The following is a 20,613-nucleotide window of genomic DNA, read 5'->3' on the forward strand; positions in this document are numbered from 1 at the left end:
TCTACCAGCCGCGCTCGCCCCGTCTCCGCAACCCCGACCCGCTTCAACGGGCCGAGCGCTACCGTCTTGCCGTATGGCCTCAAAAAGAGAGTTGACATCAATCCGCAATTAAAGGGCCGATTGACATCGAACCGGCTACTTGTCGGAGATGGCATCTACCCCGGCTGGGGCGAAGGACCAAGTATGGACCCCAAGGAAAGAGACCCTCGTGTTCTCAAACCCGGCAAGTTCCTCCATATTGTACCGGTCCTTTCCCGGAGGCTGATGAAAGTGTTGGGTTTAATGCAGCCGTGCTCGTAACGAACATCGACGCGCAGATCGTCTCTGATTTCTCGCGCGAACTGCAATATTGATGGTGTGATATGAAAGGATTGTCCTGCACAACCTGCAGGTTTGCGGGCGAGGCCGACGACTAGACGAGGGTGGCTTGCATGCCGACGTGACATCACAACCCACTCTCCGATTATTAAGTGGGTTAGAAACGATCCTTGTGTCAGCGGGGTAGGAGGAACAGCTTCGTAAGAAGCCATTGCCCAGATCGTAAGTGATATGGCCGACAAGGTGGACTCGCGCACCAGGAGGAAATGGCTAAGGATTTCGGATCATTTCATCGGTTGGAGGCAGCAGGAACGGTGACGCGAGAATGGGCCTAAGCCCAAAATAAATTGGTGATCGCGAGGCTCGGCGCCCGGCCCACAGGAGGTCACTGGGATTAAAGCCCCGCCATCATCACGTATTTGATCCCGACATATTCTTTCATGCTGTGGCGGGAGCCTTCGCGTCCCAAGCCGCTTTCCTTGACGCCGCCGAAGGGAGCGACCTCGGTTATGATTCGGCGGCCGGCTCGAAGAACGAGCGTCCCAGCGCATGGCGCTTGCCGACGGTCACGACCTTGGCGCCGCGCTTCACCGCATCCGCGATGTGCCTCTCCGTCTTGTCGACCAGCTCCATGTTTGATCAGCGGCCTCTGCACCACGCCTCGTTCCGTGCCGTCGCCGATCCTCATTGCCGCGGCCTTCTTCGACAGCTTCTGCACGAACTGATCATAGATGCCCGCCTGGGCGTAGAGGCGATTGGCGCACACGCAAGTCTGGCCATGTTGCGGTACTTCGAGACGATTGCGCCTTTGACCGCGGCATGATGACAAGGCAGACGCTGCACGACCAGGTGGATGACCTGGAGCAGATCTACGAGCGCATTCATCCGAGGCTCATGAGGATTGTAGCTGCCGTGGAGGCTCATTCCCGTCTGGCGGGCATTCGTGCGGATCACATTCAGCGGCAGTCTTTCTGGATGATAGGGCTGGGAACGTCGCTCGTGGGACTGCTCGCTTTGCTATTTGGTCAGCGGATTGCCAGGACGGTCGCCTCAATGACGTCGGCCATGTGTCAGCTTGGCGAGCGCCCGGCTTGGTGTCATTCTGCCGGGCCTCGGGCGCGAAGATGAGCTTGGTGACATGGCTAAAGCGATCGAGATGTTCAAGCTGCGAGCGAGAGGGCGCAACTGAGCTCGATGCAAGAACCAAATAGAATCGAGCGGGTTGCGAGTCGGTCGATGAGTTTAATATGAATCTGCTCGATCTCCATCGAGACGGCGAGTTATCTGGTCGGAGAACGACTCTGCGGACCGGAATGACGGCTTCACTGGCTGTTTCAACGCGATAGCGAATCTCTTCCTCGGATCGGACCGCTTGATCGCCGGTTCAATTGATGAGACCGCTCGTGATCTCGTCGAATCTCTATCAGTTTCTCAGTAGTTCACCATCGCTTCTGCCGGCAGAGATCATGCCTCTGGACTCTGGCAGCCTACGATCAGAAGAAATGAACATTTTCGAGTTGATACTTTGCGATCAGCTCCACAAATGTACAGTTCGTGCCACGTTCAATACAGATGCTGCAGTAACGGCGACGTCCGCGAAGGAACATTGCACGTCGTAAGAAACAAAAACGAATTCGTTTCATTGACTGAGCGGAGATCGGTCTTACGTTTTCAACGTCAGGCGAGGGCATCGCGCCACGGTAGAGTCCCGGCGGGGTTGTGCGAACAAAGTCGGAAATCTGAACCAGGAACGCCAAGTCGACGATCGCTCACGCGATCGCGAAAGGCGGAGTGTTTGGCTACTGGATCATAGGAACGAGGAGTGAACGATGCGAAATGCGAGAATTGTTGGGACGTCTATTCCGCGGGAAAACATTATCAGGCGCGGGCCTCGGCCACTGCTTGTCGCTCAGCCAAAACAAATTCCTGCTCACGATCCCAATCGTCCACCAAAGAGAATCAGTATCGTATATGTCACAGCAGAGAATTTAATGAGTTCTCACCTTAGTTAGTCCGGTTGAGCACACTCTACGCTCTCGGCCTGGACACATTCATGATGAAGTGTTCTTCGAGCGCAATGGCCGGGCCGAACATGAATCGTGCCGAGGTGGCAAAGCGCACGTTCCGGAAATCTCTTTCGGGTAGCGCCCGACTTGTTGCCGGCGGATCAGTATGTTGTGGCAAAAGACAACGACACAGAAGCTACTTTTAATGCGAACCTGATGATGTGAACGCTAGCTTCCTGTGAAGTTTGGGGCTCGTTTCTCGACGAAATGCGCGACGCCTTCTTTGTAGTCATTCGAAGCGCAGGCAGCCCGCATCTCCTTGTCGGCCAAGGCACATGCTTGAACGAGCGACTGCACGTTCGTATCGTAGATCTGCCGCTTGATTACACCTATAGAACGCGGCGAGGCGGTCGTCACCATCTCGCGCGCGATTCCTTGTACTGCCGCAAGAAAATGTTTCGCAGGCAATGAGCGGACCAGCCCGAGGCGCTCCGCTTCGCGTGAATCGATGACGCGCGCCGAGCAGAGGAGGTCGAGCGCGTTCATCATGCCAATCAGGCGAGGGAGCATCCAGGATATACCGAATTCAGCGATTAGACCGCGTTTGGCGAAAGACGTCGTGAGCTTTGCCCCCTCGGCCATATAGCGGAAATCGCCAAAGGCGCAGAAGACTAACCCGATTCCTGCGACCGGACCGTTAATCGCCATAAAGATCGGTTTGGGTACGGCCAGCAGATAGGCGAATGTCTGGTCATAGTTGTCAGGGTTCCGTAAATGCACTGCCTCGTCATTTTGCTTCGGGGTCAGGAGCGACATGTCGTATCCAGCGCAAAAGCCGCGCCCGCCCCCCGTGACCACGATGGCTCGGACGTTGTCGTCGGCAGCTGCTGCAATCATTGCAGCGCGTACTTCCGCATCCATTAGGGGGGTCCAAGCGTTCAGTCGATCTGGACGGTTTAGCTTGATATTGGCGACAAAGTCGCCGACCGAATAGAGGATTTCCTTGTACAATCTCAGTCCTCTCCATTGGGCCCCGAAGTGGGCTGAGTCAGCGACATCGTCACTCACTGTGATTCTTGGTGATGCAGCATCTTTAGCGTTGTAGAGCCGCGGCGTTCTCTAGATCAACCTATGCCACTTGATTACATTGCCCACAGATGGGACGAGAGCGGCTTTCCATCAGGCGTTCGGTCCGATGTCCGCATAAGAGCGATTTCAGGATGAACGCCAGCCTTCTAGTGCGAGCCGGTGACCGAAATTATCGGGAATTGCGCCGCACAAGCTAAGACCCTTCCTGGCCTGTCGAAGGTTCCGCCTGCGCCATTGGGATATTCCGGCAGACGCGCGGGATAGAACACCATCTTTTCGCAATACCGCTATCTCCCCTTCCAAACCGGATCGCGCTTTTCGGCAAAAGCTCGGGGACCTTCAAGTTTGTCCTCTGAGCCGTAGAGCATGTCGACTGTCGCAAGCTGGCGACGTGTGACCCGGTTCAAGGCGTCCTGGAACGTGAGCGACTCGGCCACGCGCGCAGTCTCCTTGATTGCTGCTAAGACCAGTGACGGGCCGCTGGCGAGCAGCCGCGCGACTTCCCAGACGCGTTCTTCGAGCTTCTCCTTGGGCAGCACCTCGTTGATCAGGCCCCAGCGATGCGCCTCGGCAGCATCCATCCAGCGCCCGGTGAGCAGGAGTCCCATTGCGATGTGATAGGGAATTCGTTTCGGCAGCTTGATCGTTGCCGCATCAGCGATCGTTCCAGCACGGATCTCCGGCAATGCGAAGGAGGAGTGTTCTGAGGCATAAATCAGGTCGCAGGAGAGCGCGAGTTCGAAGCCTCCGCCAACCGCCATGCCGTTGATGCAGGCAATCACCGGCTTATTGAGATCGCGCAACTCTTGCAGTCCGCCGAAGCCGCCGACGCCACAGTCGCGGTGAGCCTCGTCTATCTCGCCGCGGGCCGCCGCCTTGAGGTCCCAGCCGGCGCAGAAGAACTTGTCGCCCGCGGTCTTGACAATAGCGACGTGCAGGGTTGGATCGTCACGGAACGCCTTGAACGTCTCTCCCATCAGCCGTGACGTAGGCGCGTCGATCGCATTGGCCCTCGGTCGATCGAGAGTAACCTCGAGGACAGTATCTTCCCGGCGGGTAGTGATCACGTCAGACATTGCTTTCTCCAAGGACTACCATCGCGTCGATGATCCAGGTACCCTTGCCTTCTGCGCAAATGATCAGTGGGAGATATCGAGTTCCTTTATCTACGGGCATTCTTCTGTACGAACTCGACAATGCCGGCAATGATCGATTGCTGCCGCGACTTAACCACGGTGTATCAACGGAATTGGGTACATGCTGACCCAAGCCGTCTTCATGTCGATCCGGACGAAAGACGTCCCCTGCTGTTTTTGATGTCTGGATTGATCCTGATCTAGCAAACGATCCAATTGACGTCCCGCGGCGATGTCGTCCAGACGTTCGGACGTTGACGAAGTAGTGGCGGCCCTGGCGCACCGCGCTCGTCCAGAGGGAAGCGAGATCGGAGCCTAGGCTCGGCTCGGAGAAGCATTGGCGCCACAAATCCGTAGGCAGACAACAGACACTCCGTAGCCGAATGTCACCCGCGCGGGAGCCGCCCGAACCTCTTCTTCGAAAATGTACTGTTTCAAGGGAGACCACCAGGGTCCTCCATATCGTTGGGCCAAGTCGGGACGCCCTTCTTGCTGACGATGCGCGCCCCCGCGTTCTTCTCGTTGTCCGACCACCGCCGACCTTCGCCGCTGCGAACGCCTGGCTGCGACAGCTCTCATCCAGCAATCGGCGTGCCAGTGGCGAAACCCCGTTCGCCAACAGAAAACTGCGTAGCTAGCAGCCCCTGATCTTGGAAGTGATGCTGCGGCTTGTCGGAGTTCCGACCCCGCCGTAGCCAACCGGACACCGTTTGCGAGACACGGGCTGTTACTAGCTACTTTCTGGCGCAGAATGCGTCTTTATCGAATTGAAACGATCTGGAATGCATGCTGGAACGACGACACCCCGCCGGTATTGCCGGCGGGGTGTTCATAAATTCGTTCGTGATCCTCGGTGCGTTTCTAGTGACGATTTCTCGTTGATGGCGCGACCGATGGTGATGAGATTATCGGAGATCACGCGGAGTGCGTCCCAACGCTTCATTCCATCTTCGTCTTTGTAGCGACAGCGGTTGAGCCCGTGTCGCCGCTTCGACACGCTGATGCGACCCTCGCGCCGGTCCGCCATTGTCTGACCGCGATGGAACCAGCGCCTTTTTGTTCGCGTCGGCGCTCAACGCTCTTGGTGAGCGGTTGGGCACGCAGACGCGCTTGACGCCCTTGGCTTTGGCTGCGGCCCCGTTCCTGCCGGAATAGAACGCCGCGTCGGCAGCACGGCACGCGTGGGGCACTTGTCAAAGACCTCGAGGTCGATCACGATCTGATTTTCGGTCTCCTGCAACTTTACCATCTTGCGGAGTTCGTTGGAGGCTGCTGGCTTTGCCTTTTTGCGGAGGATCTCCGTAGACGGTTCAAGCAAGCTCAGCAGCTTGCCCTCTAAGTGAGTATCGCTGCGATATCCGAGCCTTGGTCTGTTTCATGACCTGATTTACCCATGGTACGATCGTATCGATCTCGTGGCGCAAAGGATCGGGCCTCAACTGCCCCGTGGCATTGTTGGCCTGCTTCACTTCCGCGGCGATCTACACCGAGAACTGCCTCCTGTCCGAACACGCGGCTGCTCGAGTTGAGCAACTGGTCGTCGGTACAAAGCCGGGACTCGCCTGTTCAGTACCATTCGTCCGGGTCCCAAACGATAGCCGCCAAGTCAGCAGCAACGAACGCGAGATGCCATATCGCCGCGCCGTCGATGATACGGCGCGCGGTGTCAGCAAACTCTCCAAGGCGATCTTGCGTTTCTCTTCATCGGTCCATCGACGGCGCCGACCAGTATGAACAACCAATTTGAGCACTGCACTTATTGCTGTCCATCTGGACTGTTGCACAGCACTCGCCTTAACGCGACGAGGCGGCCGTTATCGGAGGGAGGGCCAAAGGAGAAAAAGCGCAGGAATATTTGACAGCGATATCGTGGCCTGTCTGCGATGCGCTTTCGTAGTCCGCCTCCAGCACAGTCTCTGGAATCCAAAGTACACTCGGGTTTGACATGAGTTGTACTTGGGTTTCAACATCGCCACTCGCATTTACCGTTCACCTTTCCGAGGCTTCCGAGTCGAGGACGACACCACTCGCAAGGAGTTGAGCCTTGCATGCCTAATCTAAGGCCAGATGACTACTGGTCCTAGTAGGTGCGCTGCGTGGGTTTCCCAGGTAAGCGAGGCGAGCCGTTCTGAGAGGTAACTGGTCGGTCAAACACGCGGCCTGCCGACACCAGCGAGCGGAATCCGATGCAGCATGCTTGGCCGCCTAGCGGCATACTTGCGAAGGAGACGGTGATGAGTGGAGTGATTGGTGGGTCACGCAATTTGCGGGCTCTCGAAGCTCTAGAATCAAACGTCCGCGTGTACTCACGATCATTCCCGACCCTTTTTACTCGAGCGCGAGGCTCCACTATGCTAACGGAGGATGGTCGGAAGATAATTGACTTCTTCTCCGGTGCTGGAGCGCTGAACTACGGTCACAATAATCATCAGATCAAATCTGCCATTACCGAGTATTTAGCGTCTGACGCCGTAGTCCACGGCCTTGACATGGCCACTCCTGTAAGATTGGAATTTATGCAGACTTTCGGCTCTGTAATACTTCGGGAGCGAAGTATGCAATACCGTTTCCAATTCACGGGGCCGACAGGTGCTAATGCTATCGAGGCAGCATTAAAACTCTCGCGCAAAATTACAGGCCGTCAAAATATCATTTCATTCACTAATGGATATCATGGACTCAGTTTAGGAGCGGCCGCCGCGAGCGGTAACCGCTTTTACAGGAAAGCCACTGGGATCTCGTTGTCCGGTACAACTTTTATGCCCTATGATGGCTATCTTGGGCCAGTTGACACCGCTGACTACCTGCAAAAGCTACTGAGGGACGAGGGCAGTGGCATCGATCGTCCGGCTGCCATTCTCGTCGAAACTGTGCAGGGTGAGGGAGGAATTAATGTGGCCGGAAAGGAATGGTTGCAATCAATTCAGGACATTGCAAAAGAGGCTGGTGCGCTTTTCATAATTGACGATATCCAAATGGGGTGTGGCCGCACTGGCGAGTTCTTTAGCTTTGAGTTTGCTCGATTGTCGCCAGATATAATCGTCCTGTCGAAATCGCTAAGTGGGTATGGTTTGCCATTGTCAATGTTGTTGATCAAAGACGGACTCGACGCGTGGCAGCCAGGAGAACACACTGGCACGTTCCGAGGAAACAACCTTGCACTTGTATCTGCAGCCGCCGCTCTAAACATATATTGGCGCTGCGGCACGTTGTCGGACCGAGTTCGCCGAACGGGACAACTGATGCGGCGCCGACTTGAGACTATTGCATCGGAGCACGGAAATAGTTTTGCTGTTCGCGGGCGCGGTATGGCGTTGGGATTCGATTGCCAACTGGCCGAAATCGCAGAGGCCACGACACGAAAGGGGTTTGAGAAGGGATTGATTGTCGAACGGTGCGGGCCGGTTGACCAAGTCGTAAAATTCTTGCCTGCGCTCACGATCGACCTTGAGATGCTCAATGAAGGCCTGGATATATTCGAGGAATCCTTGGCTGAAACGCTAGTCAATTAAATAGTGGCCGGGATCACTAGAGACGGGAATTCCGCAAAACCAGTCGTCATGGAACTATGTGTTTGTGGACGGATTCCTCGTTTGGGCTGAGTGAAACGAGGATGGTTACTCTGGCTAGATGGCGGCGGGGTTTGAATTGGCGTTGACTAACGAAGACATTCTCAAGCTGAGACATTGCCTGGCGGACCGCGATCCTGCGGTCGCGAGCCGAGCGACGCAGGCTGGTGGATAGGCTAGGATGCTCTGCTTGCCTATCGCGCGAGCCCGCCGTTCTTTGCCGGCGGGCGTGCCTTGCGTGCTCACATCAGATAGTCGAATGTACATCGAATGGGCCCTAGCTTAGGCCCGCTTTCGGCGCTTGACGATCGAGCGCGACGAAGGCAAGAAATCGGTGATCATGCCGGAGGCCAAGGCTTGGTTAGTGTTTCTGGCATGCGACAAGCCAAGGAGCACGGCTACCGCACGAACTGCGGACGACGCACCTTTTGGCATGCCATGCGCGAACACGCACCCTCGGCGGGGTACCAATACCGAGCCACGGTGGTCCAGCGGTACAGTGTACAAGATTCTCGGTCTAAGAGGAAATTGCACCCCTATCTAGAGCGATGCCGAGTTCGAGCAGAATGGTGGAGGTTCTGTGTGTCTATCGCGAGGGTCAGGTCCTGAAAACAGCCGCAGCCAAGTCGAAGAAATTGGGCAAGCCGGTGATGATCATCTCCTACGACGAAATGCCGGCGATCCAGGCCGTTGCGACCACCGCGCCGGATTTGCTCGATTAAACGAAAAGCCTTTCCGCACCCGTGTCAGGCCTCCAACGGGCCTTCTCGATTTTGGTATAGGCCTCATGGAACGCTCAGCTTGTTAGCTGGAATCGACCTGCTAACTGGGACAGTCCACGCCTCGTCATAGATCGCCACCGCGGCGGCGAGTTCATTGAATTTCCAAATTTCCCGATGCCGCCTACCCGGCCAACACCACGATCAAGTTATTCCTCGACAATCATTCCGCCCACATCTCGAAAGAAGCGACAAAACCAGAGTTTGGCTAGATACACGAACAGGCGGCCGCTTCGAACTTGCGTTCGCATCCAGGTGGATGATTTGATCCAGCCTGGCGCGGAGCAGATCGCCGGCCGCCGCCTATGGCTTCTTCGGTCGCGTCGTTCCCCTCCGGTGCGAGCAGAGAAATGCCTGCTGATTCGAGGGGATATTCCAGATGAATTCTGCAAGCTTTCAAGGCATCCGTTCGCGAAAGCTTGCTATCCCAAAACCGAAGCCGAATCTCGATCAACAGCTCGGGCCTCTTTTTCACGGGCAACTAGAGAATGATGCATTCTCCCGCTGGATCTTTATCTTTCCGGACGAAGCGCGCAACTCACAACGGCACGCGGATTCTCTTCAAGGACGTAGCTCCGCAAATAAAAACTAGGTGGGAGCCGTGGCAGCTGCATCTCGTGCACTCTTAGGATCGCGTAATCTACTCTTCCCGGAAAAGTGGCTCCCCTTTCGCTCTCGTCACGTCCGGCCCAGAGTAAACTTCAAATCATAGTCCAACCTCATGGGGGCACGCAGATCTATTTTTCTTGAAATGAGAAATGACCAGTTTTGCAACCTTATCCGAACAGTCTATTCCAGAAGCCAATTGCGAGTCGTATAGTCCCCCTGGGTTTACAAGATTAATTTCAACTATATAAGGATAAGCCATGTCTATCCCTGCGAAGTTAATCCCGTGCACCATCAGCTTTTGACCGATCATTTCGGCGAGCTCGAGTTCACCGGAATGCAAATCGACTGAAAGAGGTTTCCCTCCTAGCACTATGTTCGACCTGTGATCGTCTGGATGCCCTTGGCGTCCATGCCAAGCAACCACTTTGCCGCAAGCAACGACGACGCGCTTTTCGCCTTGGGCCACTTCCGCAATAAACTGCTGAAGAACAGCGTATTCAGCTTTGAAGCCGCCTAGCTTACCGTAACTGTCCTCTTGTGCAATTGTGTTTCCGGTGAGGCATTGCAGGATCGCTCGAATGTTAGGTCCGTTTGGGGGTAGTAAGAAGACGTTTTGCCCACAAGTGGAATTTGTTGGCTTGGCCACCCACCACTGATCCGGGGTTTGTCGATACCGCTCCCACAGTAGGGAAAACTGGTTCGATGTATATGAAATCGCCCTATTTGCTTCTGGCACGATATAGCCCAATGCATGTTTTGGAGTTAAAAACATCAGGCCCTCGACGCTGTTAACAAATGCGGTAGTTCGAGAAGTCAGCCACAGCATTTGCCAAATATCGAGTGATACTCGATCCTGCGGATGGCTCGTGACCCAGACCAACTGGCATTCGTCAAGAAAAAAAGTGTGTCGATCTCCTCGTGCCGCAGAGCCGGGATAATATGGATCCCCGCTTTGAGGTAGCAACACTCCTCGTGTGAAAACGCGGTAGTTGTCTGCGGCGAGAGAGTTGAGCTCGCCGAGAATTACGTCACAGCCGAGACGGCGGAACGCGTTGCTTATAGGCGCATCGTTTTCACCTAAGCAATCGAGAGTGTTTGTGAGTATGAGCAATCTCATTGCGTTCTCCTACCTCGATAGAGCGAGCGGACTAGCTGCACGATCCCGAGCTTCAATATTGCGATGCCCGTCTGCCTCATCACGTAGCAACCCTACATCGGAACTCGTCTGAAGATAGACCGCGCTATTCGCGAAGGTGTGCTTCGTCGTCTTGACATCCGGGCCCACCTAGCATCGCTCAGTGTTGCTTCGTCTTTTAGCAATCCCCGTGCCAGGCGTGTCGTTGTTCGGTAGGCTACCAATCGTGCCTTGAAAAATCGCAGTCCCGCGAAGGCGCCAGAATGTTGGAGCTGACTAGATTTGTGCCGCCGTTCGAAACCCGACAATGATCAAAACATCGAGCCAGCAAAACCCCGCTCGGCGATGAAGGGTTTGGTGTCAAGTAGCGTGCGGGTTTGACCCAGCTATTGCATCAGATGCCAATGTTACCGAAGCCGATCCTGGCTGCTTTCTCCATGATTATATTTGTCGAGTCGGCGCAGACCGCCTGCGAAGCGCGCCCTCCACCGCACTGTGGCGGGCGAGCGGCCTTGATCGCAATTCTTCACCAGTCGTTGCACCGTACGCAGCTGACCGCCGCCGAGTCGATCGGACGGGGCGCTTCCAGCCGAAGAGGATGTCGACTGGGGATAAGTGCGCAGCCGCCGCGAGCCGTTCCTCGATCATGAGAATATGCGGGTTTAGCATCGACGGTCGACGTGGCAAAGGCTGGGCCGCACATAGCGGCGCAGATGATTGAGCCGCTGCTCTCCCGTAAGCGCTCAGCCTGGGCCCTATTGAAGCTGGCTTGACGCCTTGCGGAAGCGCCACGGCATAAGTTCGCCGATTCTGCTATTGGGATGGCCGTCGATGATCGCCTCGAGTGTTTCGGCGGTGTAGGCGGCCGGATTGACGTCGTTGAGCTTGCAGGTGGCGACGATCGACGCGAGCAAGGCCCAGTTTTCTGCTCCGATTTCATGACCGGCGAAGAGAGCGTTTTTCCTGGTCAAGCAGACTGGCCGAATGGCGTTCTCGACCGGGTTGGTGTCGAGCTCGAGACGCCCGTCTTCGAGGAAGCGGGTCAGCCCCTGCCAATGATTGAGCGCATAGCGGATATCCTCGGCGAGCGTCGAACCGCTGGAGATCATCGACAGCTGTTTCTCGAACCACGACTTTAACGCGGCTACCATGGGCAGTGAGTGCTCCTTGCGCGCGGCCAAGCGGATGTCCGGCGATGAGCCGCGCACCATGGCTTCGATGGCGTAAAGCTGCGCGATGTGCCGAACGGCGGCCTCAGCGATCGGCGACTTGCTGTTGCGTACCAATTTGACGAAGCGTCGACGCAAATGGCTCCAGCAATGCACGAGCGTCCATGGCCCTTGCGGCCGAGCAACTTCGGTCAGCCGGTCATAACCGTCATAGGCATCGCATTGCAGGTAGCGTCCGCCAAAACCGTCGAGGAACTGCTCAGCAAAGGCACCGCTGCGACCGGGGGCATATCGGAACAGCACGATCGGCGGACTTGGACCGCTGTGGCCGCGGTCGTCTGAGGCGATCGCCCAGAAGTAGCCTTTCTTCGTTTGGCCGCGCCCCGGATCGAGTACCGGCGCCTTGGTCTCATCCATGAACAGCCGATCCGCCATGGCCAGGTGGTGGCGCATGTGGTCCGCGATGGGCTGAAGATGGAAGCAGGCGCGGCCAGACCAGTTGCCCAGTGTCGCCCGATCAAGCCGGATCCCCTGGCGCGCATAGATCTCGGCCTGACGGTAAAATGGCGTATGGTCGCCAAATTTGGAGACGATCACGTGCGCGATGGCCGCTTCGGTCGGTAGCCCGCCGGGCACGACGTGCTCTGGTGCGTGCGCCTGCACGACGGGGCCTGAGCAGCGGCGACAGATGTATTTCGGGCGGCGCGTGACCAGCACGCGCCATTGCGCCGGGATCACGTCAAGGCGCTGGCTGACGTCCTCGCCGATATTCGTCATGGCGCCGCAACCGCACGGACAGAGCGTGCTCACAGGCTCGATAATCCGCTCCACCCGCGGCAAATGGGCAGGCAAGCAGCCACGATTGCTATGAGAACCATGATCTGGCGCGTTCCGTGATCGGCCCTGGATCGCTGCCTCGGCTCTCTCCTGCGCGGCATCCAGGATGCCTTGCGCGATCTCCACGTCTTCGAGCGGCAAATGATACTGATCTGGTCGCAGCTTCTCGGATTTCGCACCGAACCTGTCGCGTCGCAATTCGCCGAGAATGATCTCCAGCCGGCGTCGGGCTTCTTCCGACGCCGCCAGCGCCCCCTGATGCTCGCTCAAGGCCGCCTGTGTTTGCGCCAAAAGCGCCTTCAGGCGTTCGTTTTCGTCGCGCAGCGCCGCGATGCTCATGCGCTATTTCGAGCACATCGCCGCCGCGCGTGCCACGATCAAAATAGCTGCCGAGTCATTCTGCCGCAGTTATCCCGCCGCCCGCGGGCGCCGTGCTTCTTCCGGGCGAACCAATCTCCAATCCAGCCCTTCGAACAAGGCAGCGAACATCGCCGGCGACATTCGCATCACGCCGTCCGCAATCGTTGGCCAAACAAACTTGCAACCTTCGAGGCGCTTGTGCACCAACACCAGGCCCGTTCGATCCCAGACCAAAATCTTGATCCGATCCGCTCGTTTCGATCGGAACACGAAGGCTGCGCCGCTGAACGGATCGAGACGGAGCATCTCCTGCACCTTTGCCGCAAGCCCATCGTGGCCACAGCGGAAGTCGATCGGCCGCGTTGCAACGTAAATCTTCAGATCAGCACCGGCCGCGATCATCGTGACGCTCGCACCGCACGGATCACCCGCGACAGCTGCTCACCATCAATGGCCGTATCCGTCCGCAGCACGACATCACCGATCGCGATCTCAAGCTTGATCGCCGGAGCCTGACGCTCCTCCAACGCACGTTCCACGACCAGCGGCGCGAATGTCGGCGGGGACGCCTCGCATGGCGGCAACATGCCTCGCTGTCGAAACCGCCGTCGCCAATCGTAGATCTGCCAGCGCGTCGCTCCGTGCTTGCGCGCAACCTCGGACACCTGGGCACCCGGCAACAGACTCTCGGCGACGATCCGAGCTCTCTCAGCTTCCGAACGTACGCGGCGCCCCGAAGGTCCTTCAAGAACTTCCAGACGGCTCACCGACCCTGCCGATGAGCCGTCTAAGTGGACGTCCTTTTTGCTGTCCGATCCCATCCCAAACCTCCGTCAAAGCCGGAGGCTTCTTCGCATAGCTATCCAGATCCCGAAGCAAGGGTTCCGGCTAAGCGCTTACGCTCTCCCATGGTCACCTGGCTCTTGAGCAAAGGCCACCACCGAATCACTCCGCACCTGCACAATAGTCGTCCCTAACATTCCGCTCCGCTGATTGCCCAATTCATTTGTCAGGTCGCGCGTCTGTACTAGCAGTGCCAGCGGATCAGGCTTGCGCTGGATCTCTTGCCATCGCCTGCGCAACCTCGACCATATCCGTCGGCACGAGCGCTACCACGCCCTGTGAGGCCGATTGAGCGCCGAGCAACGAGACTGAAGAGCTTGAGCCGCACACCAGCTCGTAGCAGTAGATCTGATTGCGGAATGCGTGATCCCGGGGCTGTTCGATGAGCCGCGCAGGATGCTTCCTGACCAGCCCAACAAGACCCCACATATCACGCGTTTTCCAACCCTGCCTTCGCTATCGAACAGGTGCTGGCAAAGCGCCTTCGAGCTGGCCGGCTGCTCGCAAGCAGGGAGCCGTTTCGCGGAAGGATTAAACGGGCGTTCGCTATGGGGCAAAATGGCCGAACCGATCGTCAACGCATAAATGCGCACCGCGACCTGACTGCCAATCGGTGCTGGTCGTGCGCCGTGATAGCTGCCGTCCATCCGCACGGTGGTATCATCGCAGGTGAAATTAGTGGAATCCAATGACAAGCAGCGATCGCAGCTGCGGCTTCCCCTCCTGGAACATGGCCTAGCGGCCCGTAAATATCCAAATCTTGCCGGATGTTAGGTACGCGGAGTTTGGAGGGCGGCCCTTGAATGGTTGCTCTTTTCCTTCATTCCGATGATCACAGATGCAAAGCGGGTCGTCGCGCGAACGCAATCCTCGCATTGCCGATCCGCACCAGATGGACGCGCAGCAAGGCCCGACCACTCAGGTTGCTCGACTCTTTATCAGGTTGCGCGCCTCGTGGCCGCGAGCTGCGCATTGGCCGAAATGTCGAGTTCGATCTCTCCCGCCACCTCGACGATCGTTTCTGGGTGATGGCCATTCTCGAGCAACGCATACTTGAACGCTTGGGCGCGATTCACGAATAGGCCGCCAAAAACGCCATTCTGTTCTCGAGCAACCCAGCTTCCATGGCGATTCCTGCCAACAAAGACGATCCGCGCTACGGGGCTGCGCGAAGGAGGCTCGACCAGATTCATGCAGTTGTCCTTCCACTAATTTGACGGTGTGCTCCTTTGGAGACTACGAGATCCATGATGTTTCTGCTCTATGCATGCAAAGATGTTTGATTGTCTGCCCTCGAACGTCTTCCCCATCGAATTGAATTTGGAGCAAGCCTAAGTCTCCCAAGAGCCGCGCAAGCGGCCAAAATCCGCGATCTGAGGAATCCGCACGATCTGCGGAATTCGGGGCTTGTGCCGATTGAGCACGTGAAGATGCCGTCCAATAGGGGCGCACTCGAGTGATAACTATAAGCTCAGCCTTGCGCTGACGATCAGCCCGGCCTCACTGCCCGTTTTCAGTTCGAAAGCTCCGGTAATGTCATTGATCAGCCCGCCCGTTGATGTCCGCCGCTGTGGCAACACGAGTGTTCGTCAGCGTATTCGAGATTGATATCGGGCAGGCCTCATCCGAAACTCCCGGAACGAACACACTACCTGTGTAGCTTGCTGCGTTCTCTCTCTCTCTCTCTCTCTCTCTCTCTCTCTCTCTAGCCCAGCAATCGGCATGCCAATCGCGAAATCCGGCGCGCCGTTTACTTAAAAGGAACGACGCCGACTGCTTGTCGGCTCGCGAGGCAGTGTGTAGGAGATATGTGCCATTGACTTACGCGAGCCACGTTCACCTGGTGTCAAATCTTTCAGATTGCGACTTGCCTGCTCTTGAAGCTATTCAGGTATTTAACGACGCGTTCTAGTCCCGTTGCCAGAAGATCTGGTGGAGCGCCAAAGCAGAGACGTAAACCGTTATCGTCCCCAAACACGCCTCCGGCAACGGACCCGACACCGACCTCCTCAAGGAGTAACCGCGAAATATCGTCAGTTGATCGAATCGGACATCGAGTCGGCAGGCTAGAAATAAGCCTGCTCAGATCGAGATAGAAGAAGATTGCTCCGTCCACATCCGGCGGAGTTACGTCGGATAAGTCAGACAAGATCCGAAGACCAGCCTTCCGAGCGTCGGACAAGCGCTGATGCATCGACCGCTCAAAGCTGCCGTCGCGACCTTCGAGATGGTGCAAGATTGCGTGCTGCGCAATCACATTGGCGTTGGAGGTCGTATGGCTCTGCAGTTTTTTCGCCGCGGAGACAATCTCCGGGGGAGCTGCGAGATACCCCAAGCGCCAACCAGTGACGGCCAGCTCCTTGGAGAACGCGTTGATCAGAATTGTCTGTGAGCGTACACCCGGATGCGCCATCACGATCGACTCGTGGCGGGGGGCGGTGAATACCAAGCTAGAGTAGCATTCGTCGGAAATGATCCAGAGCCGATAGTCAATTGCGATGTCGCCGATAGCCCGAAGGGTCGCTCGATCGTAAATGGCGCCGGTAGGGTTGTTCGGCGAGTTGATAATAATAGCTTTAGTCTGCGATGTAACAGCGCCACGTATTGCATCGATGTCCGGAATGTATCTCGGCGGGCGCGCATCAACGAACAAGGGCTTCGCGCCGGCCATAAAAACCTGTGACGCGAATGTCTGCCAGCAGGGGCGAACGATAACGACCTCATCGCCTGGATTAACCACGGCCAGAATAGCGTCGAGCAGCCCCTGCGTCGCGCCCGCAGTCATAACAATGTGATTCGCAGTCCAGTCGATTCCTGTTTCCGATGACAGCTTCGTAGCGACGGCTTCGCGAAGCTGCGGCATTCCGATGGAATCTGTGTAGCGATTCACTCCGGCCTTGATCGCAGCAATTGCTCCTTCACGGACGGATGATGGTGGCTCGCTAATAACTTCGCCGATCGCCAGATCGATGACTTGGCGGCCGGTTGCTGCAACTAGGTTAGCTACATCGTGCGCCAGGGCAGTACCCGAGCTTGAAAGCAAAGATATCCGTTGTGCCAACATGTGGGCTTCATCCTTCACCGGTTCGCGATCTGATTTCTCAGGATGCTATTCCGAATGGGCGGTTACGTCTCAACTTGTCGGGCTGCGGAGTTGATCCCAACCTCTTGTACCATTCCGTTTGAACGCGTTCGCATTTCAAGTCGGTCCCGTATACCGCTCGGAGAGCGGTAAGCGAGAGTATGGCTATAAAGGGTTGCGCTCCGGGGCGAGATAGTAGAACTGGCGACTCGGGCGAGCACGGCCGTGACTCCAAGAGACCGCTCAAGCATTATGCTCGGTGATCGCACCTGATGTTTCGTTATGCAAGTTGAGCAAAAGTGACGACGCGCGGCAAGTAACTGCTTCCGCCACGGTCGCCAACTAACCGAAATTGATTTTCCATGTCGACTCGATCTGCTCATGAAGCTCAACCTACGCGCATCAATACCGTTACTTGTCATGCGTCTGTGTCCGAGATCAATGACCAGCTATGGTAGTTGACTGCGGTAAAAACATTAGCAGGCTGCCGAGTCGTGAAGGGCGAATTTCCTCGTGTGTGCGGCGAGGATGAGCCAATCGAAGGGGCGTAAACGGGCTGCATGCGCGGTTTTCGGTGTCGTTTCGTCTCAATGTTTGAGGCTCCAGACAGAGTGATCCCGTTGCTGCGAACATCTTCGGAATGCGAACGAGGTTGCAAGCGGCGGCGGTGAGCACGCAGAGCAACTCGACCAGGCCGGCCACAGTACCGGGTCTTCCGCAGTCCGCCGATCGTCGTGATCCCGAATGGTTCTTCGATCCGTTTGCACTTGATCGTGCTGCAATAGCAGGGATTCCGGCCGTGCGCGCGTCGACTGCCGAGGACATGCCGAGTGCAGCCGAGCGCGCGGCAACCGGCGACAAAGTCGGCGATGTCCGTAGCTCTTGTCGGTGCTCACCGTGGTGCCCGGCTTGACATTGTCTTCAATCATGTCGAGCGCGGTCGTTCGCTCCGCCGTCCCCGTGGCCTCGGTGAGGCCGCCTTGACGATCGGCCCGCTGCGGTTCTCCATCATCAGAGACCCCTACGTGGTAGAGCTTGACCTCTTTGCCAGCGCCTTGCGGAATAAGCAGGCATCGGGATCGGTCGTCGTGGACTTCGTGTCTCGTCGTCCCTGCGCTTCTCGCAATGAAAGTCGCGCTCGCCGTTGCGCCCCTGACTACTGCCAGATCGCTTGCCAGTGGTGGAATCATCGCCATCCTTCCGCATGAAACCCTTTATGCTGGCCCATGCATCGGTCAACGTGCGGTCGACCGGAAAGTGCTTGCTGGACAAGGGGCCGCAAACCGGCGGCCGCTTTTAAGCACGGTGAAAAAGTACTTGGCCGCAATGCCGCCATCGAGGAACCGATCCCGCTTCTTGCAGAACACGGTCGTATCCCGCGCCGGAGTCATCGAAGGAATCACATCGTCACGCATGATCCTCCGTACAGTCGTGGTCATGTCCGGCATCGACGGTACTGTGTGAATACGTCGTGCTGCCGTCGTGATCGCACCTTCATTTTAGAGGAATTAATGACGATGCCTCGTTAAGGTGCAGATCGCGGGCAATGGACGCTACTGTCTGAATGCCGACACATCTTGTCTGGTTTGTCGGGTTCGCAACACAAGCTCGTTGGGCCAATCACTCACTTTGCCTCGCGGGTTAATAGCTGAAAGCGATCGCGCACTTCTTCCGGCCTCGATCAATCAAATTGGCACGAGTTTTGATTTATTTGTTGGGAGGCGGCGGCGGGCTGCCAACGGGGTTCATGTCGCGTGTGACCGCGATAGACGGAACGAACGAAGGAAAGCAACATGTCGGGCCAGCGTCAGATTGCATTCTTCGCGAAGGAGGCCATTGGCAGGTCCGCCTCAGAACGAGTTTGCAGATGCCTATATCAACGGACGAGAATCCGCCAGGTGTTTGCGTGGTGCTGCCGTAAGCCGGCCGCACGGCGCGCGGGCGTGGGAGATCTCCACGACTTCGCAACGGCAAAGCTGCTACGCGTCTGTTCTTTTCCTCGATCGGCAGAAAGATACAGAGGGTCACAAGGCGCCGACCGTTCGACTGTTTGCCGCAGCGAGACAGCTGGACCGAAATGGCAGGCGGTCTCGCGCTTACTAAGCGATCTCGTGACGATGCAGCGAGTTGCAGGAGATCATCGGCTTTGTCGCCGTGACACGCAGGCGCAGCAGCGTGATGTTCTGACGGCAATTCGCATAAAAGCAAGTTGCCGTGGCCGCGGCACCCTAACCAATCATCAACTTGATGGAGCAGAAAATGCAAGTTGCGAAGACGGCGTACGTTGGAAGCTTTTCCGAAGTAGCAGAGTATTATCCGGCATTCCCACCCTATTCACGGCGACTGCTTGACATACTTGTTGATCAGGTAAAGCACCTCACCGAGCGCCCGATCTTCGGGGATCTCGGCGCCGGGACGGGGGCGATTGCCTATGCTCTAGCTGACATGGGTCTTTCAGGCTATGCAATCGAACCTGAAAGTCAGATGGTTGCGGTGGGGCAGAGGCTCGGCGCAACTTATCCAAGCGTGTCTTGGATCAATGCGCCGGGAGAATGTACAGGCCTGGCCGACAATTCGCTAGATTGGGTTTGCTACAGCACGTCGTTCCATATGACGAACGCGAGCGAAGCGCTTCGCGAAACGATGCGAATCTTACGACCTCGGGGGTTCTTCACCATGATATACGTTCTTCCGGATCTGGCGACTGATCCCTTTCAACTCGAAATCGAAAATCGTATACGCGACATGGCCCCGGCTGTACGACGGGCGGTTACTCCACTCTTCGGTCAGATGGGAAGCTACGAGGCGCTCCTCAACCAATATCCCGACCTTGGGAACTGCGTCTATCTCGCTACCACCGAAGGGGTATACATGAGCGAGGACCGGTTTATCAGGTATTGGACTGGGAGGCGTGATATCCCGAGTCAGGTTTCCCCGGAGGTGTGGAATTCCATACTACAAATGATCGCGGAGACGTTCCGAAGGTGGCGGCCGGCCAGCCTGCGATTTCGCTCGACAGCATGGCATGCTGAACGTACGTGAGGCGATTGCCGTGAATCTCAAGAAAGCAATAAGTCGAATTCCGCAGGAATCGCTGTCCAGTGCGCAAATGGTGACGTCCTCATCGATCCAGCGGGACCAGATCGAGGTCGAATCGCCGCGATGATGACCGCTTCAATCTCTCAGTTTTTTCATAACGCCGCACAACTACCTGCGAAAATCCTGGTCTGATCGCGTGCGCGAATCGGCTTCCTCGGACTGTGGGAGCATCGCTCGACGAGTTTCCTCGAGTTGTCATTTGACGAGAGAAGCAGCCGAAAGGCGAGCTTTGCGCGTCTCCCTGTGAAGCTCCGCTCGCGTCGGAGCCCGGGATGTCCTCATGACCAGCTTTAGGCTTGAACAATCTCTGTGGCTGCGTTTGAGTTGGCGACAAAGAGCACATACTTACGGGCGACGTGCGCGGCGTGCAACCATATCGACTTCTCCTCAACCACGCCGACGCACCGCTGCGCTTTCGCTTCCGGGGGCTTACCCGTGATGATTTCGCTGATGGGACCGCTGATGTGCCACCTCAAATCCGATCAGTCGTAGATGCTCATTTGATTGTCCCTCAGCTTTGTGGGCGTTATTTGAGACTGCGCCATTTGGGGGAGCTCGTGCGTTTAGTCGTCAGAAATCCGA

At 56.7% G+C, this 20,613-nt stretch carries 13 protein-coding genes and 1 pseudogene; 3 read left to right on the top strand and 11 right to left on the bottom strand.

The window, feature by feature from the left end:
• Window positions 1-712: 712 nt before the first annotated feature.
• The 4 genes and pseudogenes from RAD15_RS23995 to RAD15_RS24010 all read right to left on the bottom strand — a co-directional run.
• Window positions 713-1,137 (bottom strand): annotated as a pseudogene (locus RAD15_RS23995) (aldehyde dehydrogenase family protein); the annotation flags it as partial.
• Window positions 1,138-2,552: 1,415 nt separating this feature from the next.
• Window positions 2,553-3,335 carry an enoyl-CoA hydratase-related protein gene (locus RAD15_RS24000; RefSeq protein WP_458180674.1) on the bottom strand — a complete coding sequence of 261 codons (783 nt, stop codon included), beginning with the start codon at window positions 3,333-3,335 and terminating at the stop codon, window positions 2,553-2,555.
• Between the two features lie 365 nt (window positions 3,336-3,700).
• On the bottom strand, window positions 3,701-4,489 hold the full coding sequence (locus RAD15_RS24005) for a carnitinyl-CoA dehydratase (protein ID WP_458180675.1): 789 nt from the start codon (window positions 4,487-4,489) through the stop codon (window positions 3,701-3,703).
• A 1,541-nt stretch (window positions 4,490-6,030) separates the two neighbouring features.
• Complete coding sequence (locus tag RAD15_RS24010; protein ID WP_458180676.1) at window positions 6,031-6,333, bottom strand: transposase; 303 nt, start codon at window positions 6,331-6,333, stop codon at window positions 6,031-6,033.
• Window positions 6,334-6,783: 450 nt separating this feature from the next.
• Here RAD15_RS24010 and ectB point away from each other — a divergent pair, with 450 nt between their 5' ends.
• Window positions 6,784-8,061 carry a diaminobutyrate--2-oxoglutarate transaminase gene (gene ectB, locus RAD15_RS24015; protein ID WP_458180677.1) on the top strand — a complete coding sequence of 426 codons (1,278 nt, stop codon included), beginning with the start codon at window positions 6,784-6,786 and terminating at the stop codon, window positions 8,059-8,061.
• Between the two features lie 623 nt (window positions 8,062-8,684).
• On the top strand, window positions 8,685-8,840 hold the full coding sequence (locus tag RAD15_RS24020) for a hypothetical protein (RefSeq protein ID WP_458180678.1): 156 nt from the start codon (window positions 8,685-8,687) through the stop codon (window positions 8,838-8,840).
• 763 nt (window positions 8,841-9,603) lie between these two features.
• On the opposite strand, the gene RAD15_RS24025 is transcribed toward RAD15_RS24020, so the two are convergent.
• The 7 genes from RAD15_RS24025 to RAD15_RS24055 form a co-directional block, all read right to left on the bottom strand.
• On the bottom strand, window positions 9,604-10,623 hold the full coding sequence (locus tag RAD15_RS24025; protein WP_458180679.1) for an ATP-grasp domain-containing protein: 1,020 nt from the start codon (window positions 10,621-10,623) through the stop codon (window positions 9,604-9,606).
• A gap of 773 nt (window positions 10,624-11,396) precedes the next feature.
• On the bottom strand, window positions 11,397-12,986 hold the full coding sequence (gene tnpC, locus RAD15_RS24030; protein ID WP_375849598.1) for an IS66 family transposase: 1,590 nt from the start codon (window positions 12,984-12,986) through the stop codon (window positions 11,397-11,399).
• A 69-nt stretch (window positions 12,987-13,055) separates the two neighbouring features.
• Window positions 13,056-13,409: an IS66 family insertion sequence element accessory protein TnpB gene (tnpB, locus tag RAD15_RS24035; RefSeq protein WP_375849596.1), complete on the bottom strand. Its 354-nt coding sequence runs from the start codon at window positions 13,407-13,409 to the stop codon at window positions 13,056-13,058.
• A complete protein-coding gene (gene tnpA / locus RAD15_RS24040; protein ID WP_375849594.1) occupies window positions 13,406-13,828 on the bottom strand; it encodes an IS66-like element accessory protein TnpA in 423 nt (140 codons plus the stop codon). Before tnpA ends, tnpB begins: the two co-directional genes overlap by 4 nt.
• 960 nt (window positions 13,829-14,788) lie before the next feature.
• Window positions 14,789-15,043 (bottom strand): hypothetical protein, encoded by a 255-nt coding sequence (locus RAD15_RS24045; protein ID WP_458180680.1) that lies wholly within the window; start codon window positions 15,041-15,043, stop codon window positions 14,789-14,791.
• A gap of 662 nt (window positions 15,044-15,705) precedes the next feature.
• Window positions 15,706-16,914: a pyridoxal phosphate-dependent aminotransferase gene (locus RAD15_RS24050; RefSeq protein WP_458180681.1), complete on the bottom strand. Its 1,209-nt coding sequence runs from the start codon at window positions 16,912-16,914 to the stop codon at window positions 15,706-15,708.
• A gap of 1,253 nt (window positions 16,915-18,167) precedes the next feature.
• The gene (locus tag RAD15_RS24055; protein WP_458180682.1) at window positions 18,168-18,371 is read right to left on the bottom strand and encodes a hypothetical protein; all 204 of its coding nucleotides are present in this window, start codon (window positions 18,369-18,371) and stop codon (window positions 18,168-18,170) included.
• An 820-nt stretch (window positions 18,372-19,191) separates the two neighbouring features.
• Here RAD15_RS24055 and RAD15_RS24060 point away from each other — a divergent pair.
• On the top strand, window positions 19,192-19,974 hold the full coding sequence (locus RAD15_RS24060) for a class I SAM-dependent methyltransferase (RefSeq protein ID WP_458180683.1): 783 nt from the start codon (window positions 19,192-19,194) through the stop codon (window positions 19,972-19,974).
• The last annotated feature ends 639 nt before the right edge of the window (window positions 19,975-20,613 follow it).

It is taken from the genome of Bradyrhizobium sp. 14AA, from assembly GCF_054185205.1.